This is a genomic window from Marinigracilibium pacificum, assembly GCF_012926615.1.
GTDB classification, from domain to species: Bacteria; Bacteroidota; Bacteroidia; order Cytophagales; family Cyclobacteriaceae; genus Mangrovivirga; species Mangrovivirga pacifica.
On sequence record NZ_JABBNU010000003.1, the window covers coordinates 123,328 to 144,428 of the forward strand.

The 21,101-nt window shown below is 32.3% G+C and carries 17 protein-coding genes; 13 read left to right on the forward strand and 4 right to left on the reverse strand.

Going from position 1 to position 21,101, the window contains the following annotated elements; all coding sequences use genetic code 11:
- The first annotated feature begins 132 nt into the window (after positions 1-132).
- Together HH304_RS05370 and HH304_RS05375 are read left to right on the forward strand one after the other, a co-directional pair.
- Positions 133-1,875: an amidohydrolase gene (locus HH304_RS05370; RefSeq protein WP_169678733.1), complete on the forward strand. Its 1,743-nt coding sequence runs from the start codon at positions 133-135 to the stop codon at positions 1,873-1,875.
- A 141-nt stretch (positions 1,876-2,016) separates the two neighbouring features.
- On the forward strand, positions 2,017-3,537 hold the full coding sequence (locus HH304_RS05375) for a hypothetical protein (protein ID WP_169678734.1): 1,521 nt from the start codon (positions 2,017-2,019) through the stop codon (positions 3,535-3,537).
- 50 nt (positions 3,538-3,587) lie between these two features.
- Here the strand turns inward: HH304_RS05375 and HH304_RS05380 are convergent, their stop codons facing one another.
- The gene (locus tag HH304_RS05380) at positions 3,588-4,319 is read right to left on the reverse strand and encodes a hypothetical protein (protein WP_169678736.1); all 732 of its coding nucleotides are present in this window, start codon (positions 4,317-4,319) and stop codon (positions 3,588-3,590) included.
- 232 nt (positions 4,320-4,551) lie between these two features.
- On the opposite strand from HH304_RS05380, the gene HH304_RS05385 reads away from it, so the two are divergent.
- From HH304_RS05385 to HH304_RS05415, 7 genes are all read left to right on the forward strand, one after another.
- Entirely contained in the window at positions 4,552-5,148 is a 597-nt protein-coding gene (locus HH304_RS05385; RefSeq protein ID WP_169678738.1) for a hypothetical protein, read from the forward strand.
- A 471-nt stretch (positions 5,149-5,619) separates the two neighbouring features.
- Positions 5,620-5,907, forward strand: a complete 288-nt coding sequence (locus tag HH304_RS05390; protein WP_169678740.1) for an RNA recognition motif domain-containing protein — start codon at positions 5,620-5,622, stop codon at positions 5,905-5,907.
- Positions 5,908-5,917: 10 nt separating this feature from the next.
- Positions 5,918-6,109 (forward strand): cold-shock protein, encoded by a 192-nt coding sequence (locus HH304_RS05395; RefSeq protein ID WP_169678742.1) that lies wholly within the window; start codon positions 5,918-5,920, stop codon positions 6,107-6,109.
- A 437-nt stretch (positions 6,110-6,546) separates the two neighbouring features.
- The gene (locus HH304_RS05400; protein ID WP_169678744.1) at positions 6,547-6,990 is read left to right on the forward strand and encodes a cold-shock protein; all 444 of its coding nucleotides are present in this window, start codon (positions 6,547-6,549) and stop codon (positions 6,988-6,990) included.
- A 320-nt stretch (positions 6,991-7,310) separates the two neighbouring features.
- Positions 7,311-7,838, forward strand: a complete 528-nt coding sequence (locus tag HH304_RS05405; RefSeq protein ID WP_169678746.1) for an alpha/beta hydrolase — start codon at positions 7,311-7,313, stop codon at positions 7,836-7,838.
- A 118-nt stretch (positions 7,839-7,956) separates the two neighbouring features.
- Positions 7,957-8,628, forward strand: coding sequence for a DUF6090 family protein (locus HH304_RS05410; protein WP_169678748.1), 672 nt, complete (start codon positions 7,957-7,959; stop codon positions 8,626-8,628).
- A gap of 193 nt (positions 8,629-8,821) precedes the next feature.
- Entirely contained in the window at positions 8,822-10,291 is a 1,470-nt protein-coding gene (locus HH304_RS05415; protein WP_169678750.1) for an aminopeptidase P family protein, read from the forward strand.
- 281 nt (positions 10,292-10,572) lie between these two features.
- Here the strand turns inward: HH304_RS05415 and HH304_RS05420 are convergent, their stop codons facing one another.
- Positions 10,573-12,114, reverse strand: coding sequence for a long-chain-fatty-acid--CoA ligase (locus HH304_RS05420; RefSeq protein ID WP_169678752.1), 1,542 nt, complete (start codon positions 12,112-12,114; stop codon positions 10,573-10,575).
- 689 nt (positions 12,115-12,803) lie between these two features.
- Between HH304_RS05420 and HH304_RS05425 the strand changes: the two genes are divergently transcribed.
- Positions 12,804-16,259 (forward strand): carbohydrate-binding protein, encoded by a 3,456-nt coding sequence (locus tag HH304_RS05425; RefSeq protein ID WP_169678754.1) that lies wholly within the window; start codon positions 12,804-12,806, stop codon positions 16,257-16,259.
- 165 nt (positions 16,260-16,424) lie between these two features.
- On the opposite strand, the gene HH304_RS05430 is transcribed toward HH304_RS05425, so the two are convergent.
- Together HH304_RS05430 and HH304_RS05435 are read right to left on the reverse strand one after the other, a co-directional pair.
- On the reverse strand, positions 16,425-16,892 hold the full coding sequence (locus HH304_RS05430; protein WP_169678756.1) for an RES family NAD+ phosphorylase: 468 nt from the start codon (positions 16,890-16,892) through the stop codon (positions 16,425-16,427).
- Positions 16,892-17,395, reverse strand: a complete 504-nt coding sequence (locus HH304_RS05435; RefSeq protein ID WP_169678759.1) for an antitoxin Xre/MbcA/ParS toxin-binding domain-containing protein — start codon at positions 17,393-17,395, stop codon at positions 16,892-16,894. Before HH304_RS05435 ends, HH304_RS05430 begins: the two co-directional genes overlap by 1 nt.
- Positions 17,396-17,572: 177 nt before the next feature.
- Here HH304_RS05435 and HH304_RS05440 point away from each other — a divergent pair, with 177 nt between their 5' ends.
- The 3 genes from HH304_RS05440 (at position 17,573) to HH304_RS05450 (ending at position 20,868) form a co-directional block, all read left to right on the forward strand.
- Positions 17,573-18,961: a S41 family peptidase gene (locus HH304_RS05440; protein WP_169678761.1), complete on the forward strand. Its 1,389-nt coding sequence runs from the start codon at positions 17,573-17,575 to the stop codon at positions 18,959-18,961.
- 320 nt (positions 18,962-19,281) lie between these two features.
- Entirely contained in the window at positions 19,282-20,187 is a 906-nt protein-coding gene (locus HH304_RS05445) for a DUF5694 domain-containing protein (protein ID WP_271711515.1), read from the forward strand.
- 81 nt (positions 20,188-20,268) lie between these two features.
- Positions 20,269-20,868: a hypothetical protein gene (locus HH304_RS05450; RefSeq protein WP_169678763.1), complete on the forward strand. Its 600-nt coding sequence runs from the start codon at positions 20,269-20,271 to the stop codon at positions 20,866-20,868.
- The last annotated feature ends 233 nt before the right edge of the window (positions 20,869-21,101 follow it).

Genomic DNA, 21,101 nt, shown 5'->3' on the forward strand with positions numbered 1-21,101 from the left:
TTATTTAGCTTAAATCCACCTAAAAATATTATTAGAAATAACTAAATTATTTATGTATCGATTCAGATTTAACATGAAGCCCTACAAAATATTTTAACACCCTATTTCTAATGATTTATTAATTGCCTCAAAATGAAACTAAATTCGTCTATTCCATTTATTGTTTTTCTTATTATTTTAAGTTCCTGCAATAGTGAGAAAAAATCTGAAAACATAGCAAATAATGACAGTGAAAGTACGATTTATTTTAATGGTGATATCATAACCATGGAAGGATCGGAAACCTCTTACACTGAAGTGGTTATAGAACAAAATGGCAGGATAGTTTTTACAGGCACCAAAGAAGAAGGATTAAACCTGTATCCAAATGCAAAATCTTATGATTTACAGGGAAAAACAATGATTCCCGGTTTAATCGAACCCCATCTGCATCCATCCATTGCTGCGATAATGCTAAGTAATGAAATTATTGCACCCTATGACTGGAAATTACCCGATGAAACAAAAATAGGAGTTCAGGGACAGGATGAATATCGAAATCGAATATCTGAGTCAATCAAATCAAAAGCCAAACCAGATGAGCTCTATTTCATTTGGGGATATCATCAGCTTTGGCATGGAGAACTTTCTAGAGACCTGTTAAATGAAATAGCAGGAGATCAGCCTGTAGGAATTATACACCGATCCTTTCATGAAATATTTTTAAATGATGCAGGAATAGAAAAACTGGGAATAAAAGAAAGTGATTTTGAAGGAAATCCTCAAGTAAACTGGCAAAAAGGCCACTTCTATGAAGGTGGCTGGTTGGCGCTGGTTCCTAAAATGGCTCCAATATTACTAGAACCATCGGGATATCTCGAAGGTTTGAAATCAATGAGCAAATTAATGCTTCTAAACGGTATTACAACCATAGCAGAACCAGGATTTCCAAGTTCAGATTTTGATGGAGAACTGGCTCTATTGAAACAAGAAATGGCCAATAATCCTCCTTATGATATTTATCTTATCCCAAGTGGAACACAACTATATATATTAAAGGGTGGAAATGATAGAGCTTTGGCTTTTATTGAAACCTTAAGTTCAGATTCTTCAAACAATACAAATAATATCCATTTTTTACCAAAACAGGTAAAAATATTCTCTGATGGAGCGATTTATTCACAACTTATGCAAATGAAAGATGGCTATACTGATGGACATCATGGTGAATGGATGACCCCTCTTGACTTATTTGAAGAGCAGGTAAAATTATATTGGAATAATGGGTATAAAATTCACGCTCATGCAAATGGAGATCTCGGACAACAAATGGTTATAGATCTGGTAGCCAAAGTTTACAATCAAAATCCAAGGGAAGACCACCGGTTCACCCTCCATCATATGGGTTATTTTGACGAACCCATGGTTCAGCAGATGGCTGATCTAAAAATGGAGGCTTCTGTTAATCCATATTATCTGTGGGCATTGGCTGATAAGTATTCTGAATTTGGCTTGGGACCGGAAAGAGCTGAGAACCTTGTTTCTATAAAACTTCTCACAGACCATAATATTCCGGTATCATTTCATTCAGATTTCTCAATGGCTCCTGCTGAACCACTTACACTTGCCTGGACGGCTATAAATAGAGTAACCTCACAGGGAAGTAAATTTTCACAAGACCAGAGAATTTCTGTGTTTGATGCAATGAAGGCTGTGACTATTGACGCGGCACGTACGCTTAATCTTGAAAATGAAATTGGTTCTATTAAAAAAGGTAAAGTGGCCAATTTCACCATACTTGACCAAAATCCATTCAATGTTGACCCAATGATAATAAAAGATATTAAAGTCAAAGGGATTGTCTTTAAAGGATCTTATGTTGAAAATAAAAATTAGCAGATTAACTAGTTAGAAAGAATAATTCTATTTGTTAATAAAACATTTTCTTTTCAAATTATGGTTCAGCTATCTTTTAAGAGTTAAATTTTACGGATAGAGATCTCTACAAATTGAATTGGGAGGATTTTTTTATCATCTATGATATTGAAAAAAGGGTTTATACAAAAAAGCAGTAATATCAGTACTCAAAAACTAATTACTGGAATCTTTCTTTGGATTATATTTTCATATGTTTTATATGCCTTCTTTTATCTGTTAAGAGAATCAATTAGAGTACTTGCAGTTAAGATTGAAGATCCGGTTTTCATTATTCTCAATGAAAAAGAACACTTAATTTACAATCTGTTTTATGCTTCAATTGCAATTGCCTTAGCTTATATATTTTCGTTGAAATTTACTCTTAGAATATCTAATTATTCTCAGCCAAGAAAGTCAAGATCATTATTAAGAAATACCATTAATGATGGAGGATTTTTTTCATGGACATTCCTTTTCTGGTTTGGAAAAATGGCAGTATTCTATGGACTTTGGTATACCATCTACCCGCTTCATAATGAAATTAGTTTTCTGGATGAGTTCCCTTTATTTTTATTCTTATTACCATTAATAATATTCCTAAGTACGTGGCCTAAGCTAAGACTATTTCTTGGGAAAGAATCTTTAAAATGGTTTTTGATTTCAATCGCACTTTTCCTTACTCTAACTATAACTTTCGCATTCAAAGATTTTATTTCGATCGAAAATATCAATCAAAAAATAGTCAATAGTTCAATAGAATATTCATATAAACTAGAGATTCCTGAAACCCGAAATAGCAATAAAATTGAAAGAAAAGAGAATTCTATAAACCTGTTTATAGTTAATGACTCTACAAGTAACCCAATGCTGTTTCTCAATGAAAAGAGAAGACAAATCAGGTTTGAACAGTTAAGTTATATAATTCAACTGGAAAGAGATAAAATTGATGTAATTGATCAGAGTAGTTTAATGGTAAACATATTTGCAGATAAAAACCTAAAACTTGATGTTATTAATCAAATCAAAAATACACTTAGGGAATCTGGAATAAGAAAGATCAATTATTCTACTAACAAGATCAATTCAAATTACCCGATTGAACATCCAGCAGTAAAATACAGTGGAATTAGCACATACCTTTATCCATCTTTTAGTAATAAGCTGATATCTTTTATGGATTCTATTGAAAATATAAATCTTACTAATAAGAAAATCAGTATTCCTGAAGAAAAATGGATGAGAGTTTACTCAGTAAAAAACATTAATCGTATTGAAGTCAAGGTAGATAATGAAAATGTATTTCTTAATGGGAAAAGCATAAGTGATTCAAAACTCAGGTCTTATACTAGTAAATTAACTAGTAAATATTCACCAGGTTTTGCCATCATTTATTCACCTGCTGATGACATAAGCTATGACCGATATATAAAATACCTCGATTTGTTTTATTCAGTAACAGATTCAATCCGGAACGAAACGTCGCTTATTACATATAACAGGCCCTATAAAAATCTGAACCTTGCTTATACTGAGGATTTGGAAATAGTAAATGATATTGAAAAAAGATATCCCTACTCTGTTATAGAGTGGACTGAAGATGAAAAAAGGTTAATGAAGCTATTAAATAAGCAAGGAAAATAGTTTACCAATTAAAATTAAAAAGCCCCTGATTACAGGGGCTTTCGGGTATGCTACATGCCAACTTTTGACCGGTGTTCTTCATCGATGTCTATAACAAATGCTTTCCATTCTTCTATGAAGTTCATCCATGAACCATCACCGTAAATTTCATTGAAGGTTTCAGAGACTTTACTATCCCTTTCCAAATCCGCAAAATTATTATAACCCCAAACTATGCCTGCATCAGGTCCTCCCTTACGATTAATTGCATTATTAAAAACAAGAAATGATCTGTTCCCCATCTTTGCAAATGCGGCCTGAATTTTTGTCATCGCCTCGTTAAACCGATAATATTGCCATGGCTTAAGGTATACAGCCCATACTTCATACCTTTTTTCATTTTGAAATCGATCCATTCCATAAGACAACTTTTTATTATAAGACCATAAATCGATATCTCCATATTCCTCTACATATTTCCCAACATTATCCTCCCAGTCTTTATTGTGGTCATCTCCGTCTGGTCGATTATCCATTGAAGCATATGTACCATGCATTAGCCAGACATACCATCCTGATTTATTTCCATATTCCACTCTACGTAACCCGGCTTCATGGTCACCTCCTTTGGCATGGAACTTTTTATTGTGTGCGGCAACTCCTTCTTCGAGTTGTTTATTCATCCCGGTTTTTGGAAGAATATAAATAGTTTCCGTGAGCATGGCAGGCTCATCATCTGATTGTGCGTAAGTGGCAGTATAAAAAAACATGCATACTGCTACCAACATTAGTGTGTTTTTCATGATTGTGAGATTTTGATTATATATAATATAAGGATTTTTTATCGGAATTTTACGATTTCTAATAGCAGCAATCATTAATAAACGATAAACAAGAAGGTTTTGAGGTTATCTGAGGTATTTTAATCGTTATAACTATTTAAATATACAATTAATGATTGTTCCACTAACGGTTTAGGATATACTATAATTTAGTATTATATTATTTTATAAACCAACTAAATTACCTATAACTATGAATCAAATTCACCTTATTACCATTGGACTTATATTATCATTATCTGTAAATGCCCAAGGTCTGAACAATGAACAATACCCTATTGATGAATCAGACATCAAGAATATAAACTCGATCTTTCACGGCATTGACACCTATAAATTTTTCGTAAATGCGAAGAGTAGTGAAGATTTGGATGTTAAAATTGTCACATATAAGTATGGAGAAAAAGTTGGCACAAAAACACTAATAAAAAGTATGATTGAATCATATGGAATAAACCCCATTGATAAGAAAAATGGTGATGATTTTATAAGAATTTATATTCAAAATAGCCTTGCAGACAAAAATGAAGTCAAAATAGGGTTCAAATACCTTAATATTACTTCTCCAAAACTGTTCCCTCAACTTGATTTAAAATTTATCCAAACACGCGCATTCTCTGATGTCCCTTCATTTATTGAAAAAAACACACCTGTTTTAGCAGTTTATGGAAACTATGGGGGGAATTTAATTTCATGTCCGGGCGATGCCAAATCTGAAGATGTTATAAAATTATACGATTGGGTAAGTCTGATTTACATCGATAAACTTGATAACAACATTTCTGAATGATAGGTTCACATTCATCTCATCATATACATGTTATTAATTCAAATCAAATAATAACTATATCACATTAATACTTTTCCTTAACCTTATGATGTTAAAATATGATATATTAAGATTATAAATTCCTTCAAAAACCATGTAGAATTGACACTAGTTTGGTTATTAATTGCAGTTTCTATTTTACCTAATAACAATTACAATTAAATACCTATGTATGGTATTATTGAATATAAATAAATAACATTTGTGATTTTCTAATATATATCAATTTAAATAGCGTACCTTTGTATTGAAATTGAATATTAAAAAGTACATCTTATCCTTTCTACGATTAATTTGATGCGTTTTTTTATCCCTTTTCAATAATGCAGAATGCATAGAAAAAGAATAGTCAGCATCAGATTTATCCTTCTCTAATTATACTGCACAGTATTAATCAAGCTGGACAAAATTCCAGGCTTTAAAATTATTATTATGAATATTTATGTAGGAAACCTGGATTATCAGGTAAACGAAAGTGATTTAAAATCAATTTTTCAAGAATTTGGTTCCGTTAATGATGTTAAAATCATTCAAGACAGATTTAATGGACGTAGTAAAGGATTTGGTTTTGTAACCATGAACGATTCTGATGAGGCTGAAAAAGCTATTGCTGAATTAGATGGTTCAACTCTGGAAGACCGCAAATTAGTGGTAAATATTGCTCGCGAAAAAAGCGATTCAAACAGCAGAAATAATAACAGTTATAATAATAGATATTAAGACATTAATCATGAACGAAGGAACAGTTAAATGGTATAACGAAATTAAGGGTTTCGGATTTATCGAAGTAGAAAACAGTAAAGATGTATTTGTACACCAATCAGGTTTGGCAGATCGTTTTAGTGGTTTAACTGAAGGACAAAAAGTAACTTTTGATATTAAACAAGGTGATAAAGGCGAAATTGCCTTCAATGTTAAATAATCAATAAAGTTTAAGGTAAACTTAATAATATTTAAATGCCAATCTCGATTCTTGTAATCAATCAGGAAAAGTGATTGGCGTTTATTTTCGAATAAAAAAGTTCATAGGAATATTAAATTATAATTGACTGAATCATCTAAAAAAATTCTTTTTATTTTAAATAATATTTTATCAATTAACCTTCTCTTTTTTATTATCTATTAAGCTTATTTTTATTAAAAAAACCTTGCAAAAGGCAAAATTTCTGGTTAACATTTAAATACAAGCAAATTGTAAAAATGAGCAAACCAGTACATAGTCTTCTTTAAAAAGCGTACCTTGTGAATATCCTTAATTTAAACGAAGAAAACTATGATCATTTAGAATTGGTGACCTTTATTTAAATTTCAGAGAAGCGGTGCTTCAAAGAAGATAATATTTATAACAAAAAATAATATATGGCTAGATCAAAAGAAACATTTTTCAAAAAAGAAGTAAGAAACAAAAAGGAAAAGAAAAGAAAAGAGAAAGTACAGCGTAAGCTGGATAAAAAAGAAAAAGGCAAACAAGATTTTGATGATATGATTGCCTGGGTTGATGAAAATGGTGTCATTACTTCAACTCCACCGGATTTAACAAACAAAAAAGAAGTTAAAGCCGAAAATATTGAAATTTCCATACCCAAATCAGACGAAAGGGTTAATAATAAACTAAGAACGGGAAAAGTAAATAATTTTGATGACTCCAAAGGATTTGGTTTTATCATTGATTCAGATACTAGAGACTCAATCTTTGTACATATTAATGACTGTAACGACGATATCGCAGTTGGAGATAAAGTTGAATTTGAATTAGAAAAAGGTCCAAAAGGTTTAAAAGCTTCAAATGTAAACCGTGTTTAATCTTTTTATAATTAATTAGAAAATTCCTTTTAATAACATCAAAATACTGATCCCGGTAACTCACTATTTATTTTAAAAAATGATTGTGGTTACCAGGGGTTTTCATTTGCAGTCCTTTTTTGATTACTTCTTTACGACCTCTAATATTTAATTTATAGTTTCTGTCTATATTTTGAATATGATCAACTATTCTTGCCAGATAAAGCAACTCACGCAATTTCCATTTTAATTTAATAGACCGGTTTATATATACTTTATCGGAAACCAATCTCATTTAATGATTTGATAATTAAGTTCTAATACTTATAATCGCAAATATTATGAGCAAGAGATTAATAATTCTTTCTGATTTATGGGGAAAAGAAAAGTCAAATTGGTTAATAAATTATACCAGTGTTTTAAATTCTGAATTTGACATTACATTTTATGATAGTTGTGACCTTGGTGGAATTAACAAATCCGAATACACCATAGAAAATATTCATAATCAATTTGTTAATGGAGGAATTGAAAAAGCAGTTAAAACGCTTATCTATGAGGAAAAAAAACCAGTAAATATTCTTGCTTTTAGCATTGGTGGTACAATAGCCTGGAAATTTGGCATAAAAAGCAACTACATAAAATCACTAATTTGTGTTTCATCTACCCGATTAAGAAAAGAATCAATTCTACCAAATGGAGATATCCACCTCTTCTTTGGGGAAAATGATCCATTTAAACCTGATTTAGTTTGGTCTGACAAAATTAGTGTTAATTACCATATAATTAATGGAAAAGACCATGAGGTATATCGTGAGAAAAGTTTTGCAGAAATGATAAATACCAGAATTCTAAATTCATTCACATAATCCAGTTCATTACAATATTGATTATGCTATTTCAGGAAATTTACATACTTTGATAATTGATAAATAGTATATCATATTCAAATATTAACTGACACTTTCCCACTAATAATAGCAACTTATGGAAAACCCCAAATCTAAAAGTAAAATAGATTGGAAATCAAAATTGCTTGATCTTCTAATTGTGATTATTGGAATAACCATTGCATTTCAGTTAAATGAATGGAGTGAATCCAGAAAAACAACAAATGAAGAGCTTGATTATTTAACAAGTTTCTACGAAGAAAATATCTCAAATCAGAATAACCTCAAAGAAGCCCTTAATTTTTCAAAAAACACAAAGAACGATATTGATACCCTTAAAAACCTGCTCCTAACTGGTAACTATAAGGACAACCGAATAAATCAACTAATATCTAAAATGATGATAATGGCAGACTTCAGTCCTTCCATTACCACCATGGAAAATATAAAAGCATCAGGTGAGTTTGATTTGATTAAAAATATTGATTTAAGACGGGATTTAATATCGACGTATAACTCATATACCACAACTGATAAACTAGAGGATATGCTAAAAGAATATGTTAATGAATATGTTACTCCATTTTTTATGCATAATGTTCGTTTTAGTAGTTTAGGTATATCCGATCCTAATATTATAAGTGATCCAAAGCTAGAAAATATTGTACTAGGCTATGAGGCATTACTTGCCCAACAAATTGGAGGATATGAAAGAACCCTTAACAAGCTTACTCCTCTATTAGATAGATTGTCTAAACAAAAAAAATGATCTATTAGGAACTTAGCTTTCAATATCATTTGAAATATATCGGTATAGAATATTAATATTCTTAATACTTTTAGATAATGAGCTCTCTTTCAAAGATTACTTTATACAAAGTCCTTGTATGATTTTTAATATGGTGTTATATTCATTACCATATTAGCTCTCCTGTGAGCACATCAATAGCCAAATTAAAAACATGAAAAACACATTAATATTCTTATTGAGCTTATTTAGTATATGTATTTATTCTCAAAAGCCAACAGATTTTCTTTCCTCAGAATTCCATAAAAACAGGAGGAATATCCTAAGAGAAAAAATGCCGAAAAACAGTGTTGCTGTATTCTTTTCAAACCCAATAAGAAACAGAGCTAATGATGTTAACTACAAATACCACCAGGATCCGAACTTTTATTATCTCACAGGTCATCAGGCACCACATGCATTACTATTGATATTTTCTGAAAACCAAGATATCAATGGTCAATCTATTAATGAATTACTATTTGTTAGAGGAAGAAATGCTTTAGCTGAATTATATGATGGTGAGCGTATCAGTACAGAAGAAGCTGTAAAAGCAATCCAGATTTCGAACGTTTATCAAACTCCTGAATTTAAAGACTTTCCAATCGATTTTAGCCAATTTGATCAGGTGTTATATTTTGAATTTAAAAATGATGTTCGCGACACTAAAGAGGAAGGTGATTTATATGATCTGATTGATCAGTTTAAAACAAAAGCAGGTCACCCTGATAAACAGGCTTCAACAGTTCATGTTGAACCTCAACCAAATAATCTTAATTCTTCTTTATTAAGAAATTTGCTTGCACCCATGAGAGGAATAAAAACAGCAGAAGAAATTGATCTATTAAGAAAAGCTGTTAAAATCAGTGCTCTGGGACAAAATGAAGTAATGAAGGCAATGCGTCCGGGAATGTCAGAGCTGGAAGTTCAAGGTATGCATGAGTTCATTTATAAAAAGTATCAGGCTGAATATGAAGGTTACCCAAGCATTGTAGGTGCCGGTCATAACGGATGCGTTTTGCATTACATTGATAATTATAATCCTTCAATTGAAGATGGTCAACTAATTTTAATGGATTTAGGAGCTGAATATCATGGTTATACAGCTGATGTAACCAGGACTATTCCGGTAAATGGTAAGTTTAGTAAAGAGCAAAAACAAATTTATGATCTTGTATATGAAGCACAGGAAGCAGCAATGGCAATAGCCAAACCTGGTGTTCCTTTTAGTGAAATATACGATGCTACACTGGAAGTTATCAATAAGGGTTTGTTAGAACTTGGTATTGTTGATAATCTAAGTCAGGAAGAACTAATAAATCCGGCTACAGGACGTCATCGTTATTATCCTCATGGTTGTTGTCACCATATAGGTCTTGATGTTCACGATTTGGGCACACGTGATGTACTACAAGAAGGAATGGTAATAACAATTGAACCAGGCATCTATATTCCGGAAGGTAGTCCATGCGATAAAAAATGGTGGAATATTCCAGTTAGAATTGAAGATGACTATTTAATTACCGCTGACGGCATAGAGTTGCTTTCTAATGATGCACCAAGAAAAAGTGAAGAAATTGAAGCATTAATGAAAGAAGAAAGTGCTTTTGGGCAATTAAATCTTCCTGATCTTGATGTGAAATAAAAGTCCCTGGTATTCCGGATATATGTTAATGTAATTATCGAAAATTAAAAATTGGTATCCCGCCATATAATAAAATTGAGGCAACACTAATTGAATGTGTTGCCTCAGCATTATCCCATAAAGAACAATACTATTTGTCTGAGTTAACAAAACTTGAAATTCTCAAAAGAGAAGAAAGATATTTGTTTAACTCAAATGATGATGAAGACTATTGAAATCAATGAAGACTTCCTTATGCCAATTAGTCTTATTTATTAGCATAAGGAAGTTAAGTTTTATGATTAACTAAGATGCTTTTTCAAAATTTTGCCCGTGGCACTCATTGGCAAAGCATCCATGAATTGGATAATTCTTGGATATTTGTAAGCGGCTATATGCTCTTTGGTCCATTCTATCAGCTCTTTTTCAGAAATCTCTTTTCCTTTGTGTAGTACCACACAAGCTTTTACTTCCTCTCCGGACTCATCATCCGGAACTCCGATTACTGCAACCATTGACACAGCTTCGTGATTCATCATTACCTCTTCTATTTCACGTGGGTACACATTAAAGCCTTTCCTGTTAATCATTTCCTTTGTCCTGTCAACAATAAAGAAGAAGCCATCTTCATCTTTGATGGCCACATCTCCCGAATGCATCCATCCGTTTCGCAGAGTAACCTTATTTTCTTCAGGTTTATTATAATATCCTTTCATTACATTATGTCCACGATAGATCAACTCTCCTTTTTCTCCAACCGGAACTTCATTATCGTTTTCATCAACTACTTTAACCTCAACACCCCAAACAGGTGTGCCTACAGAGCCTGGTTTCTGTCCAAATTCTTTTTGATTAAATGTTACTACCGGAGAGCCTTGAGACATACCGTAACCTTCCAAAATATGTACCCCAAACTTCTTCTCAAATTCCTCCAGAACATTCATGGGTAATGCCGCTCCACCAGAAACGCATGTCTTTAAATTTTTAGCAATTGCCTTTAAATCAAACTTTGTATTTTCATAATTTAGTAGTCCCCAGTACATAGTTGGAACTCCTGCAAAGATGGTTATATTATGTTTTTGCATAAGACTCAATACTGCCTCAGCATCAAAACGAGGCAGAAGCACACTGGTAATACCTTTGTATAAACCAGCTATCATTAATACAGTCATTGCGAAAATATGAAAGAGGGGAAGCACAATTAGTTGCCGGTCATCATAATCGGCATCAGAAATCTCCCTGGATATCATGGCATTCAGGAGTAAATTAGAATGAGTAAGCTCAGCTCCTTTAGGTTTTCCTGTTGTACCTGAAGTATAAATTATCAATGCCGTATCATCGGCTGAGGTTAAAATGGTTTCAAATTCAGGTGATTGATTTGCCATGAGCATTCCCAAGGTATTAGTTCCTTCTAGTGGAGATGGATCTGCAGGGTTTCCAGTAATAATATACATTTGTTCGCATGTATCGACTACATCAAACCCGGCTTTTCCCTCCTTACCCATTGGCAGCTCCGTAGTGCCTTCAAAGCAAAAGTAAGCAACAGCGCCGGAGTTACGTAAATGATATTCTATTTCATCATGCTTTAACAAAACGGATAAAGGAACAACAATAGCTCCGGTTTTTAAAATTCCAAAATAAACCATTGGAAAGTAGGGTATATTTAAACAGCTTAATGCTACTCTATCCCCCTTTTTAATACCGGCAGCGACAAGTCCATTTGCAATTTGATTTGCGGCACCATTTATTTGAGAAAAAGTCAAATGCTTGTCCATAAATATGAAAGCATCCTTACCTGGAAATTTCCTGGCACTATCTTCTAATACAACAGAAAGGTTTATCATGATCGGGTGTTTTATTTTAATATAGAATTTTAACACCACTAAATCAATTCTAAAATAGCATTTTACGATGAAGATTATAACTAATGATTTTAGAACCAAATGAATTCACACTAGTCTTGACCAAGCTTGCCATTTTAAAAAGGGAAGAAAGATACTTATTCGATAATAATGATGATGAAGAACATTAATTATAAAATAACACCTAATAATTTTATCGCAAAAAGACAAATAGACTTACGCTATTAAAGAAATGATATTTTAAAAATGGAATAATTATAACCTTAATCCACAAGACTAAATCATCAAGACTAAACCCTGATTAAGTTTTGCGGTTTGATTTCCATTGCTTTTTCCTTAAATTTTCTATCTAGAGCCGTTTGCGCAACAAAACTTTTTCCCATACTTTATTATTTTCTTCAATTGTTTAGACAACAAACAATAATTAGTCAAAAGGGTAATAAATGCAATTACAAGCTAAAGAATTGAATTTTTATTCATTCACGATTGTACAAAATAGGGGTGAAAAATGTACAGATTTTCACAACCTCATTTACTAATTATTATTATCATATATATTGCAATCAACCTAAACACAATAACTATCCCATCACAATTTTTAGTTCATTTGATTTCATTGTTTACTTATACACAAACTAACATTATCGAAATTCAACCAACACATATTCAGCATGAAAAGAAAACTATTTTCGACAATTATTTTAGCGATTGCCATATGGCAAAGCTTGTCTTTTGCATATGCTCAAGACTTTACTTTTGGCACTATACCCGACACACAGAATCTTACTGAAAATGATGCCGATGCCGGACGTATCATGGACATTACGGGATGGTACGTAGGGCAAAGAGAAAACCTTAATATTAAATTTGTAGCCTCTCTTGGAGATATGACTCAATGGGGAGCTCACAGCCAATGGCAAAGAGTCAGACGAGCCTACAACTTATTTAAAAATGATAACCTGCCATATGCACCATGCCAAGGAAATCATGACCCTCAATTAGACCGATTTAACCAGTATTTCCCTCAAAGTGAATTTATTGGAAACTCCACTTTTGGGGGAAATCTTAATGGGGGAATGGAAAATGCCTACTACTTATTCTCCGAAGCAGGAATGGATTTTATCGTTGTGGTGATTCAATCACATGACAATCATATCGGTCATTATAATCGGGAATCTATCGATTGGGCAAACTCAGTTTTAACACAATATTCCGATAGAAGAGCAATCTTCGTTACTCATGATTTTTATGAGGAAAAAGGGTTAATAAATGATGTCATCAAAAAGCATGACAACCTATTTTTAGCTGTTTGCGGACACTCTTGTCGTAATGGCGGAGAATATAGATGGACTGAAAAAACTCCAGGTGGCAACACTGTTCAATGTATAATGTCGGATTACCAGTGCCAGCAAGGAAATAAAGCTGCTATATTGAGATATTATACATTTAAACCTGATGAAAATAAGGTATATGCTTATACCTATGATGCTAAAAATAAACGATACCTAACCGGATCTTCATCACAATTTTCTTTTGACTACAACATGGAAAGCTCCTCTTGCGACAAGACTCAAAGAGCTTTTCAGGGAAACATTGGAGCAATTCCAGGTACCATAGAAGCTGAAAACTATAATGAGGGATGTGAAGGCGAAGCATTTAAAGATAATAGTAGTTCAAACCTGGGAGGTGAATACCGAAATGATGGAGTAGACATTGAAATATGTAACGAAGGAGGATATAATGTAGGATGGACACAACCTGGCGAATGGTTAAATTATGAAGTAAAGGTATCTCAAACAGGTAGTTATTCATTTGATTTCAGAGTCGCATCAGATAAAGAAGGAGGAGAATTTCATATTGAAGCTAATGGACAAGATATTACAGGTCCTGTTTCTGTCGGAAACACAGGTGGATGGCAATCCTGGACAAATATATCTGCAAAAAATGTCTTACTATCAGCAGGAAAACAAAACATTACTTTGGTAATTGATGCTGGTGAATTCAATATTAACTCCTTTAGTACTACATACGAAGGCGGTACTGGTTTGCCAGAAATTACAAATGTCCAACATTCACCATTAACACCTGCTCCAAACAGCAATATTTCAATATCAGCATCAATATCTGGTGATGCTGCTATATCTGAAGCAAAAGTATTTTGGGGGTTATCCTCGTCAAATTTGACCAATGAGGTTCAAATGTCTTCAAATGGTAACCAATATTCGGCATTAATTCCAGGTCAACCAGCTAATACTACTGTATATTATGAAATTAAAGCTACAGATATAAACAACAATTCAACTGCATCTACTCAAAGTAGTATTACAATATCAGGAGAATCCGGACCAAAATTAATTTGGTCAGATGAGTTCAATTACACTGGAGTTCCTGATCCATCTAAATGGAAATACTTCCTTGGACCAAACCCATATAACAACGAATGGCAATATTATACAAAACGTACCCAAAATGTGCGTGTTGAAAATGGAGTTTTGGTACTTGAGGCAAGAAAAGACTACGGTGGAGATCCAAACAGGGAATATTCATCTGGTCGAATTGAGACTAAAGATGTAATTGACTGGAGGTACGGACATTTTGAAATCAGAGCAAAACTACCTGGTGGTAAAGGTACCTGGGCGGCTATATGGATGCTACCATCTGATAAAGTTTATGGCAACTGGCCAAAAAGTGGAGAAATTGATATAATGGAAAATGTGGGATATCAACCACAAACAGTTTATGGCACAGTGCATACTGAGGCATATAACCATATGATAGGCACTCAATTAGGTGGAGAAATAGATAGATCAACTTATCAAACAGAGTTTCACACCTATGCTATCGACTGGACAGAAGATAAAATTGATTTCATGATGGATGGAAATATATACTTCACACATGAACGTCATGGAGGCTCTGCTGAATGGCCATTTGATCAGGATTTTTATTTAATTCTAAACCTTGCTGTTGGTGGAGACTGGGGAGGAGCCCTTGGAGTAGACCCAAATATATGGCCTCAACGTATGGAAATTGATTATGTACGAGTTTACGATCAGACTTTTGGTGAAAGCACTGCTAATATACCTGGAATAATTGAAGCCGAAGATTACTATGATTCTTTTGGTGTAAAGAAAGAAAACTGCGATGAAGGTGGACAAAACGTAGGATATATCAGTGATGCAGACTGGATGATTTACAAAGTAAATGTGGCTAAAGCAGGTGACTATCGTGTAGAGTATCGCGTGGCCAGTTTAAATGGCGGTGGTGTTTTAAACCTTGAAAAAAATAGTGGAAAAACAGTCCTTGGAAGTGTAAACATAAATACAACAGGGGGATGGCAAAACTGGACAACTGTTTCAAACACCATACATCTTGATGCTGGTGAACAAACAATTGGAATTGGTGTTCCTTCAGGAGGGTTTAATATAAACTGGATGAAATTTACACTTGTAGCTGATAACCCAGTACAATCTATACATATCGAAGCTGAAGATTACAGTTATATGGATGGTATTAAAACCGAAGCCTGTTCTGAAGGAGGTGAAAATATTGGTTGGACTACAAAAGGAGACTGGCTTATATATGATCAGGAAATAAGTGCTGGAACATATAATGTTTCTTACCGTGTAGCCAGTATGTATGGCGGTGGAAGAATTCAACTAGAAAAACAAGGTGGTGGAACTGTTTATGGAACTACTGATATTGATGCTACTGGAGGGTGGCAAAACTGGTCAACTGTTACCCAGCAAATAACAATTGATGAAAACCTTTCTAAAATAGCTATTGCCATAAGAGAAGGTGGTTTTAATCTAAATTATTTTGATCTGATTCCAGTCTCATCAAGTAGCAAATCGTCAGGTTTCGGATCAGGCCTAACTAGAAATATTGAGGTATCAGAACCAAAAATCTCTCCCAACCCTGTAAAATATGAACTAACAATCAGTGACATAGATAAAAATACAAGTCAATTAATTATTACTGGTTTAGATGGAATAACCTACCGAACAATAAGTCTAAATAATCAGTCAAGGATAACTCTTGATTTGTCTTCATTAGACAAAGGTTTATATATCATTTACCTGAAAAGCGAAACAGAAAATAAAGTATATAAGTTTTTCAAAGAATAGATTAGAAATATTTCAACAAAATTCAGACTACCTCACTTTAAGTTGAGGTAGTTTGTTTTATATATTAAATAAACTTCAGAATTAACCATTATAAAAACAGCCCAACAATGTATTTAATTGTATAAAAGCAATTAATGATTCGATATTTAAGGGGTTTTAATTTTATTAATGAGTTTGTGATTTCAACCTATCATCAATCGGAAGATTAATAAATTCAGATATTTCAACTTTACCAAAGTCTTTATATAATGGATTAAGAATATAATTATATTCAAGACCTACAATAGTTGATGGAACCTTTAAAGCAAAAAAATCTCTATTTGATGCGAGTTTTGTGAAAACAGATGTAGTTTCTTCAGTATATGGATATTGATTCCAGCGTTCAGGTAATTCTTCAACTTCGTTTATTTTAAAGCTATCCGGAAATACAATTCTGGCAACAAGAATTTCCTTTGGCAAATAAGCAATGTTTTCGGAATGAACATAATACTCCAATAGTGCTAGAGAAATATTCTCAGAACAGTAAACAGCCCTTGTTCCAATCTCATTCCATCTCCCTCCTACTTTTTCCGCACCGATGCCTGTCAACGTAGATTCCTTGTACCTGACATTTGCTACCCGGTAAACGACCATCAACTATAAACGTTATATTGGATTCTTATAATTTCATTTTCAACCAGTTCAAACCCAAAACTGCTATCCAGAAGCTCAAACGGCTTTTTATTTCCAAGGGTGCGCAATGGAGTCAGTAGCCATTGTTTAAAATCTTCTTTAGAATCAAAAACTTCGTAACCCAGGCTAAATAATTGTGCTAATTCATATATCCTTTCCGAAGTTTCCCTACCATAAACTGTTTTTTTCTGCATACTGCTAATTGATACGGGTAGTATGAATTCAAACTCCTTTTCGGTAGCTCCAATGCTTTCAATGAGTAATTTCCAGTCAGACTTCTTTACTCCGTCCCTAATCCGGTCAATAAGCTCAAGCTTATAACCCGGAGCATCTTTTGAATGAATCAACACCCATGCTGGAGAAAACTTTGAAGGGTTCTCTTTTTTGTTTCCTTTACCGGATATTGAAACCTTACCCATGCTGGAGGTCTTTTTATCCTTATCGTAAGCAAATTCTGCACTCATAAATTGTAATTTTACTCCTGACTAGATGTAAATTTACAATAATATGTTTAGATATTCAAAAAAATGAACACAAGCTTATATACAAAAGATTAATAAATAATCTAATTAATTTTTTATGTCATATAGTTATAAATATGCACTTTTGATAATGTACTAAAGACCTCAATTTCACTCTTTATGATAAATTCTAAAACACTCATCCTGCTTCTTTTATTTATTTCAAATAATATATCAGGTCAACCATTAAATAAATTCTCCGGACAAACTGTATCAAAAGACTTAGACTTTCTATATAATACTCTTATCGAGACTCATTATAATATTTATGCTTACACTACTGAAGAAGAGTTTAAGGAGAAGTATTTAAAATTAAAACACTCGATTGCTCAAGATACTTTAACCTTGCTTGAAACAATAAATTTATATCAGCAACTAGTCGCATCTATAAAAAACGGACATACAAGCATTGATTTTCCTTTTCAATCATATATAAATTATGCCAAATCAGGAGGTACTATATTTCCTTTAGAACTAGTATTTGAAAATAGAAAAGCATTAGTTAGAAAAAACTGGTCTTCAAATGAAATGATTAAAAACGGAGATGAAATACTGAGCATAAACGGAAAAGAAATTAACGAGGTATTATCCCAAATTTACAATCTCGTTTCCGCAGAAAGACAATACTTTAAAAATGTTAAAATTGAGTTATTCTCATTCCCTAGATACTATTGGCAGGTCTATGGTAAAGTAGATGAATTTAATATCGAAGTAAAATCGAATGGAAGTACTTCATTACATACAATAAATTCGGTTAACCTAATTGAAGGGTTTGAACAAAAAAGAGATGAAATAATAAACCCAAAGGCAGAATTAAAATTTTATGAACAAGCAGCATATTTAAACCCGGGAAATTTTTCTGGTGATGAAGACCAATACCAAAAATTCATCGATTCTGCTTTTGCATTAGTAAATGAAAAAAAAATTAGTAACCTGATCATTGATTTTAAAAATAATGGCGGAGGTAATGATTCATTTAGTGACTATTTAATTTCTTATTTTGCTGACAAGCCATTTCATTGGAACTCAAGTTTTACATTAAAGACCAGTCAAACTTTGAAAAACATTGTTTTGCAAAACAACGATACAACTGAAAGATATTGGAAAGAAATAGTAAATCGAGAAAATGGAGAAATTTATAATTATGAATTTGATCCTTATACTCCTCAACCTGAGAATAAACGATATAAAGGAAAAGTATTTGTAATGGTAAACAGGCAATCTCATTCCCAATCAGCTGTAGCTGCTGCACAGATCCAAGACTATGGTTTCGCGACAATTGTAGGAGAAGAAACTGGTGATTACCCTTCACTATATGCTTCTATATTCCAATTCGCATTGCCAGAAACAAATATTACTGTCAACGTATCAAAAGGATATATCATTAGAGTTAACGGTAGTACCAAAGAAGAAGGGGTTATTCCGGATATACAAATTAAAGATTATTTACTAGATGAAAATGATGAGATTTTAACTGGCTTATTGGAAATTATCAATAAATCTAAATAATAAATTCATAAAAAACCATTAAATATTAACCCATTACTGAATCAGTAATAAGGCCTTCATGGAAATTATATAAATGGGTATTCAAAAGAAATTGATGCTATAAATTCTCTTGCCGAATAGGTTATATCTCAACAAATAATTTCTAAGATGCACATTCACTAAAATTGATTATTCCCTAATAATAATAAGAGTAAATTTAATTACTTCTTCTAGTATATGATTTTATAGGTTAATAATGTATTTTAATAAATTCAAAATATCATTTCCCAGGTGTTAGATATGAGCAGGTTGAAAATGGGATATAACTAATATATATAATTATGATTCATAAACGACCAGGCAAAACTCTAGCTGTAATATTTTACCTTGCTTCAATTCTGATTTCATGTGAAAAATCAAATCATGAAAACAATAAGGCATTAGTATCAAATGATGACAAAGAAAGTTCATCAATAAAAACACCTGCAGATTTCTTTCCTGAAGAAAAAGCTAAAGTTTTAGTAGTTGGCACTTTTCATTTTGACTATCCCGGACTTGATGCTCACCAAATAGATGAGCAAAATAAAATTGACGTACTTATCGAACCCAAGAAAACAGAAGTTACAGAATTGGTTGAATACATTAAGAGATTTAAACCAACCAAAATTGCAATAGAAGCTAATGAAAATTGGGAGGCTACTAAAAAATTAAGAAAATATATTGATGGAGATTACCACGATAAACGTGATGAGCGGTTTCAGATCGGAATGCGAATTGCTAGCGAATTAGGACTAGACACACTCTACTCTATTGATACTGAAACAATGGCTCAAGATATTGAAAAAATAGACTCATCTTATTCTTCAAAACTCTGGAAGGACTATGATTTCAATAGTGATGATCCTATGGAAAAACATATGCGGGAATGGTTTAAATACAATGATGAACAACAGGCTAAAATGAATCTTCTTGAATATTTTAAAGTATCAAACTCAAAAGAATCTCATAATTATGGCTATGGAATCTATCTTATTGGTGACTTCAAGCTAGACGACCAGCGTGGAGCTGATATTCTATCATATTGGTGGTATAATAGAAATGTGAGAATCTTTAGAAAAATGCAAATGATTACAGAAGGTAAAAACGATAGAATTCTATTGATTTTTGGAAATGGTCATGCAGCAGTACTTAGGCAGCTAATAGAAGCTTCACCTGAATATGAATTTGTTGAGTTTGGAAGCATGTAGATTAGGTTTTAAAATATCATTCAATATTTATCTTTGTATAATTTTAAAATTCAGTATATAATGAAATAAGAGCTTGATGCTATGACAGAGATATATCAAAAAAAAGGTGGTGAAATAAGAGGTTATAAAATCCTGAATGATGTTATAGAAGCTGAGATTAAACACAATGGTAATCATCAAATTTTTCAAATCAGGCTTGAAGAAATCTTCTTCAATGAAATGGTCCAAAAAAGAAAGCCTCAACCATTAGTTATAGGTTTATTTTTTTCATTAATGGTAAATTTCATTTTACTTGTTTTCCTTTTTGCTGATAGGTTAACAGGTTTTGTTGGAAATGAAACAATTATATCCTCAATGGCTTTTGCAGTACTTGGAGGTTTTAGTTTCTTAATTATGAATATTTCTAAAAATAATACTGAAAAAATCCTCCAAGGTATGCATAACATTTTCTTCTTTTATAATAAAAAAGATCAATTAGAGGTAGATAAATTTATTAATACACTTAAAACCACCCAAAGAAAATATATCAGAAATAAGTACATGAAGATTGATGATTATAGCCCAAAAGAAACTTTGGAACAGACCATATCCTGGCTATATGAAAGAAACTTTATATCCAATAATGAATTTGAAGGATTGCTTTCCGAATTAAGAAACAGAAAGATTATTGATGGCATCTAATATTCAGAATGTCAAAATGAAACTGAAACTATATTTTTAAATATATTCTCAATTGAGAATTTAACACTTCTATTATAATAACTTCTTGTAAAGTATTTGTAACAAAAATCATTTGCTTTTGAGCCAAAAACGTCTATTTTCGAAACTCCAAGGTATTTTTCATTAACATAAGTAATGATCACTAGGATTGTTACAGTTAAACCTTAAATGAAGCCAATTATTGGTTTATAAAT

Excerpts from the sequence above, each read along its gene's own strand:
- HH304_RS05370 (WP_169678733.1), top strand. The coding sequence starts at position 133 with ATGAAACTAAATTCGTCTATTCCATTTATTGTTTTTCTTATTATTTTA.
- HH304_RS05375 (WP_169678734.1), top strand. The coding sequence starts at position 2,017 with ATGATATTGAAAAAAGGGTTTATACAAAAAAGCAGTAATATCAGTACT.
- HH304_RS05380 (WP_169678736.1), bottom strand. The coding sequence starts at position 4,319 with ATGAAAAACACACTAATGTTGGTAGCAGTATGCATGTTTTTTTATACT.
- HH304_RS05385 (WP_169678738.1), top strand. The coding sequence starts at position 4,552 with ATGAATCAAATTCACCTTATTACCATTGGACTTATATTATCATTATCT.
- HH304_RS05390 (WP_169678740.1), top strand. The coding sequence starts at position 5,620 with ATGAATATTTATGTAGGAAACCTGGATTATCAGGTAAACGAAAGTGAT.
- HH304_RS05395 (WP_169678742.1), top strand. The coding sequence starts at position 5,918 with ATGAACGAAGGAACAGTTAAATGGTATAACGAAATTAAGGGTTTCGGA.
- HH304_RS05400 (WP_169678744.1), top strand. The coding sequence starts at position 6,547 with ATGGCTAGATCAAAAGAAACATTTTTCAAAAAAGAAGTAAGAAACAAA.
- HH304_RS05405 (WP_169678746.1), top strand. The coding sequence starts at position 7,311 with ATGAGCAAGAGATTAATAATTCTTTCTGATTTATGGGGAAAAGAAAAG.
- HH304_RS05410 (WP_169678748.1), top strand. The coding sequence starts at position 7,957 with ATGGAAAACCCCAAATCTAAAAGTAAAATAGATTGGAAATCAAAATTG.
- HH304_RS05415 (WP_169678750.1), top strand. The coding sequence starts at position 8,822 with ATGAAAAACACATTAATATTCTTATTGAGCTTATTTAGTATATGTATT.
- HH304_RS05420 (WP_169678752.1), bottom strand. The coding sequence starts at position 12,114 with ATGATAAACCTTTCTGTTGTATTAGAAGATAGTGCCAGGAAATTTCCA.
- HH304_RS05425 (WP_169678754.1), top strand. The coding sequence starts at position 12,804 with ATGAAAAGAAAACTATTTTCGACAATTATTTTAGCGATTGCCATATGG.
- HH304_RS05430 (WP_169678756.1), bottom strand. The coding sequence starts at position 16,892 with ATGGTCGTTTACCGGGTAGCAAATGTCAGGTACAAGGAATCTACGTTG.
- HH304_RS05435 (WP_169678759.1), bottom strand. The coding sequence starts at position 17,395 with ATGAGTGCAGAATTTGCTTACGATAAGGATAAAAAGACCTCCAGCATG.
- HH304_RS05440 (WP_169678761.1), top strand. The coding sequence starts at position 17,573 with ATGATAAATTCTAAAACACTCATCCTGCTTCTTTTATTTATTTCAAAT.
- HH304_RS05445 (WP_271711515.1), top strand. The coding sequence starts at position 19,282 with ATGATTCATAAACGACCAGGCAAAACTCTAGCTGTAATATTTTACCTT.
- HH304_RS05450 (WP_169678763.1), top strand. The coding sequence starts at position 20,269 with ATGACAGAGATATATCAAAAAAAAGGTGGTGAAATAAGAGGTTATAAA.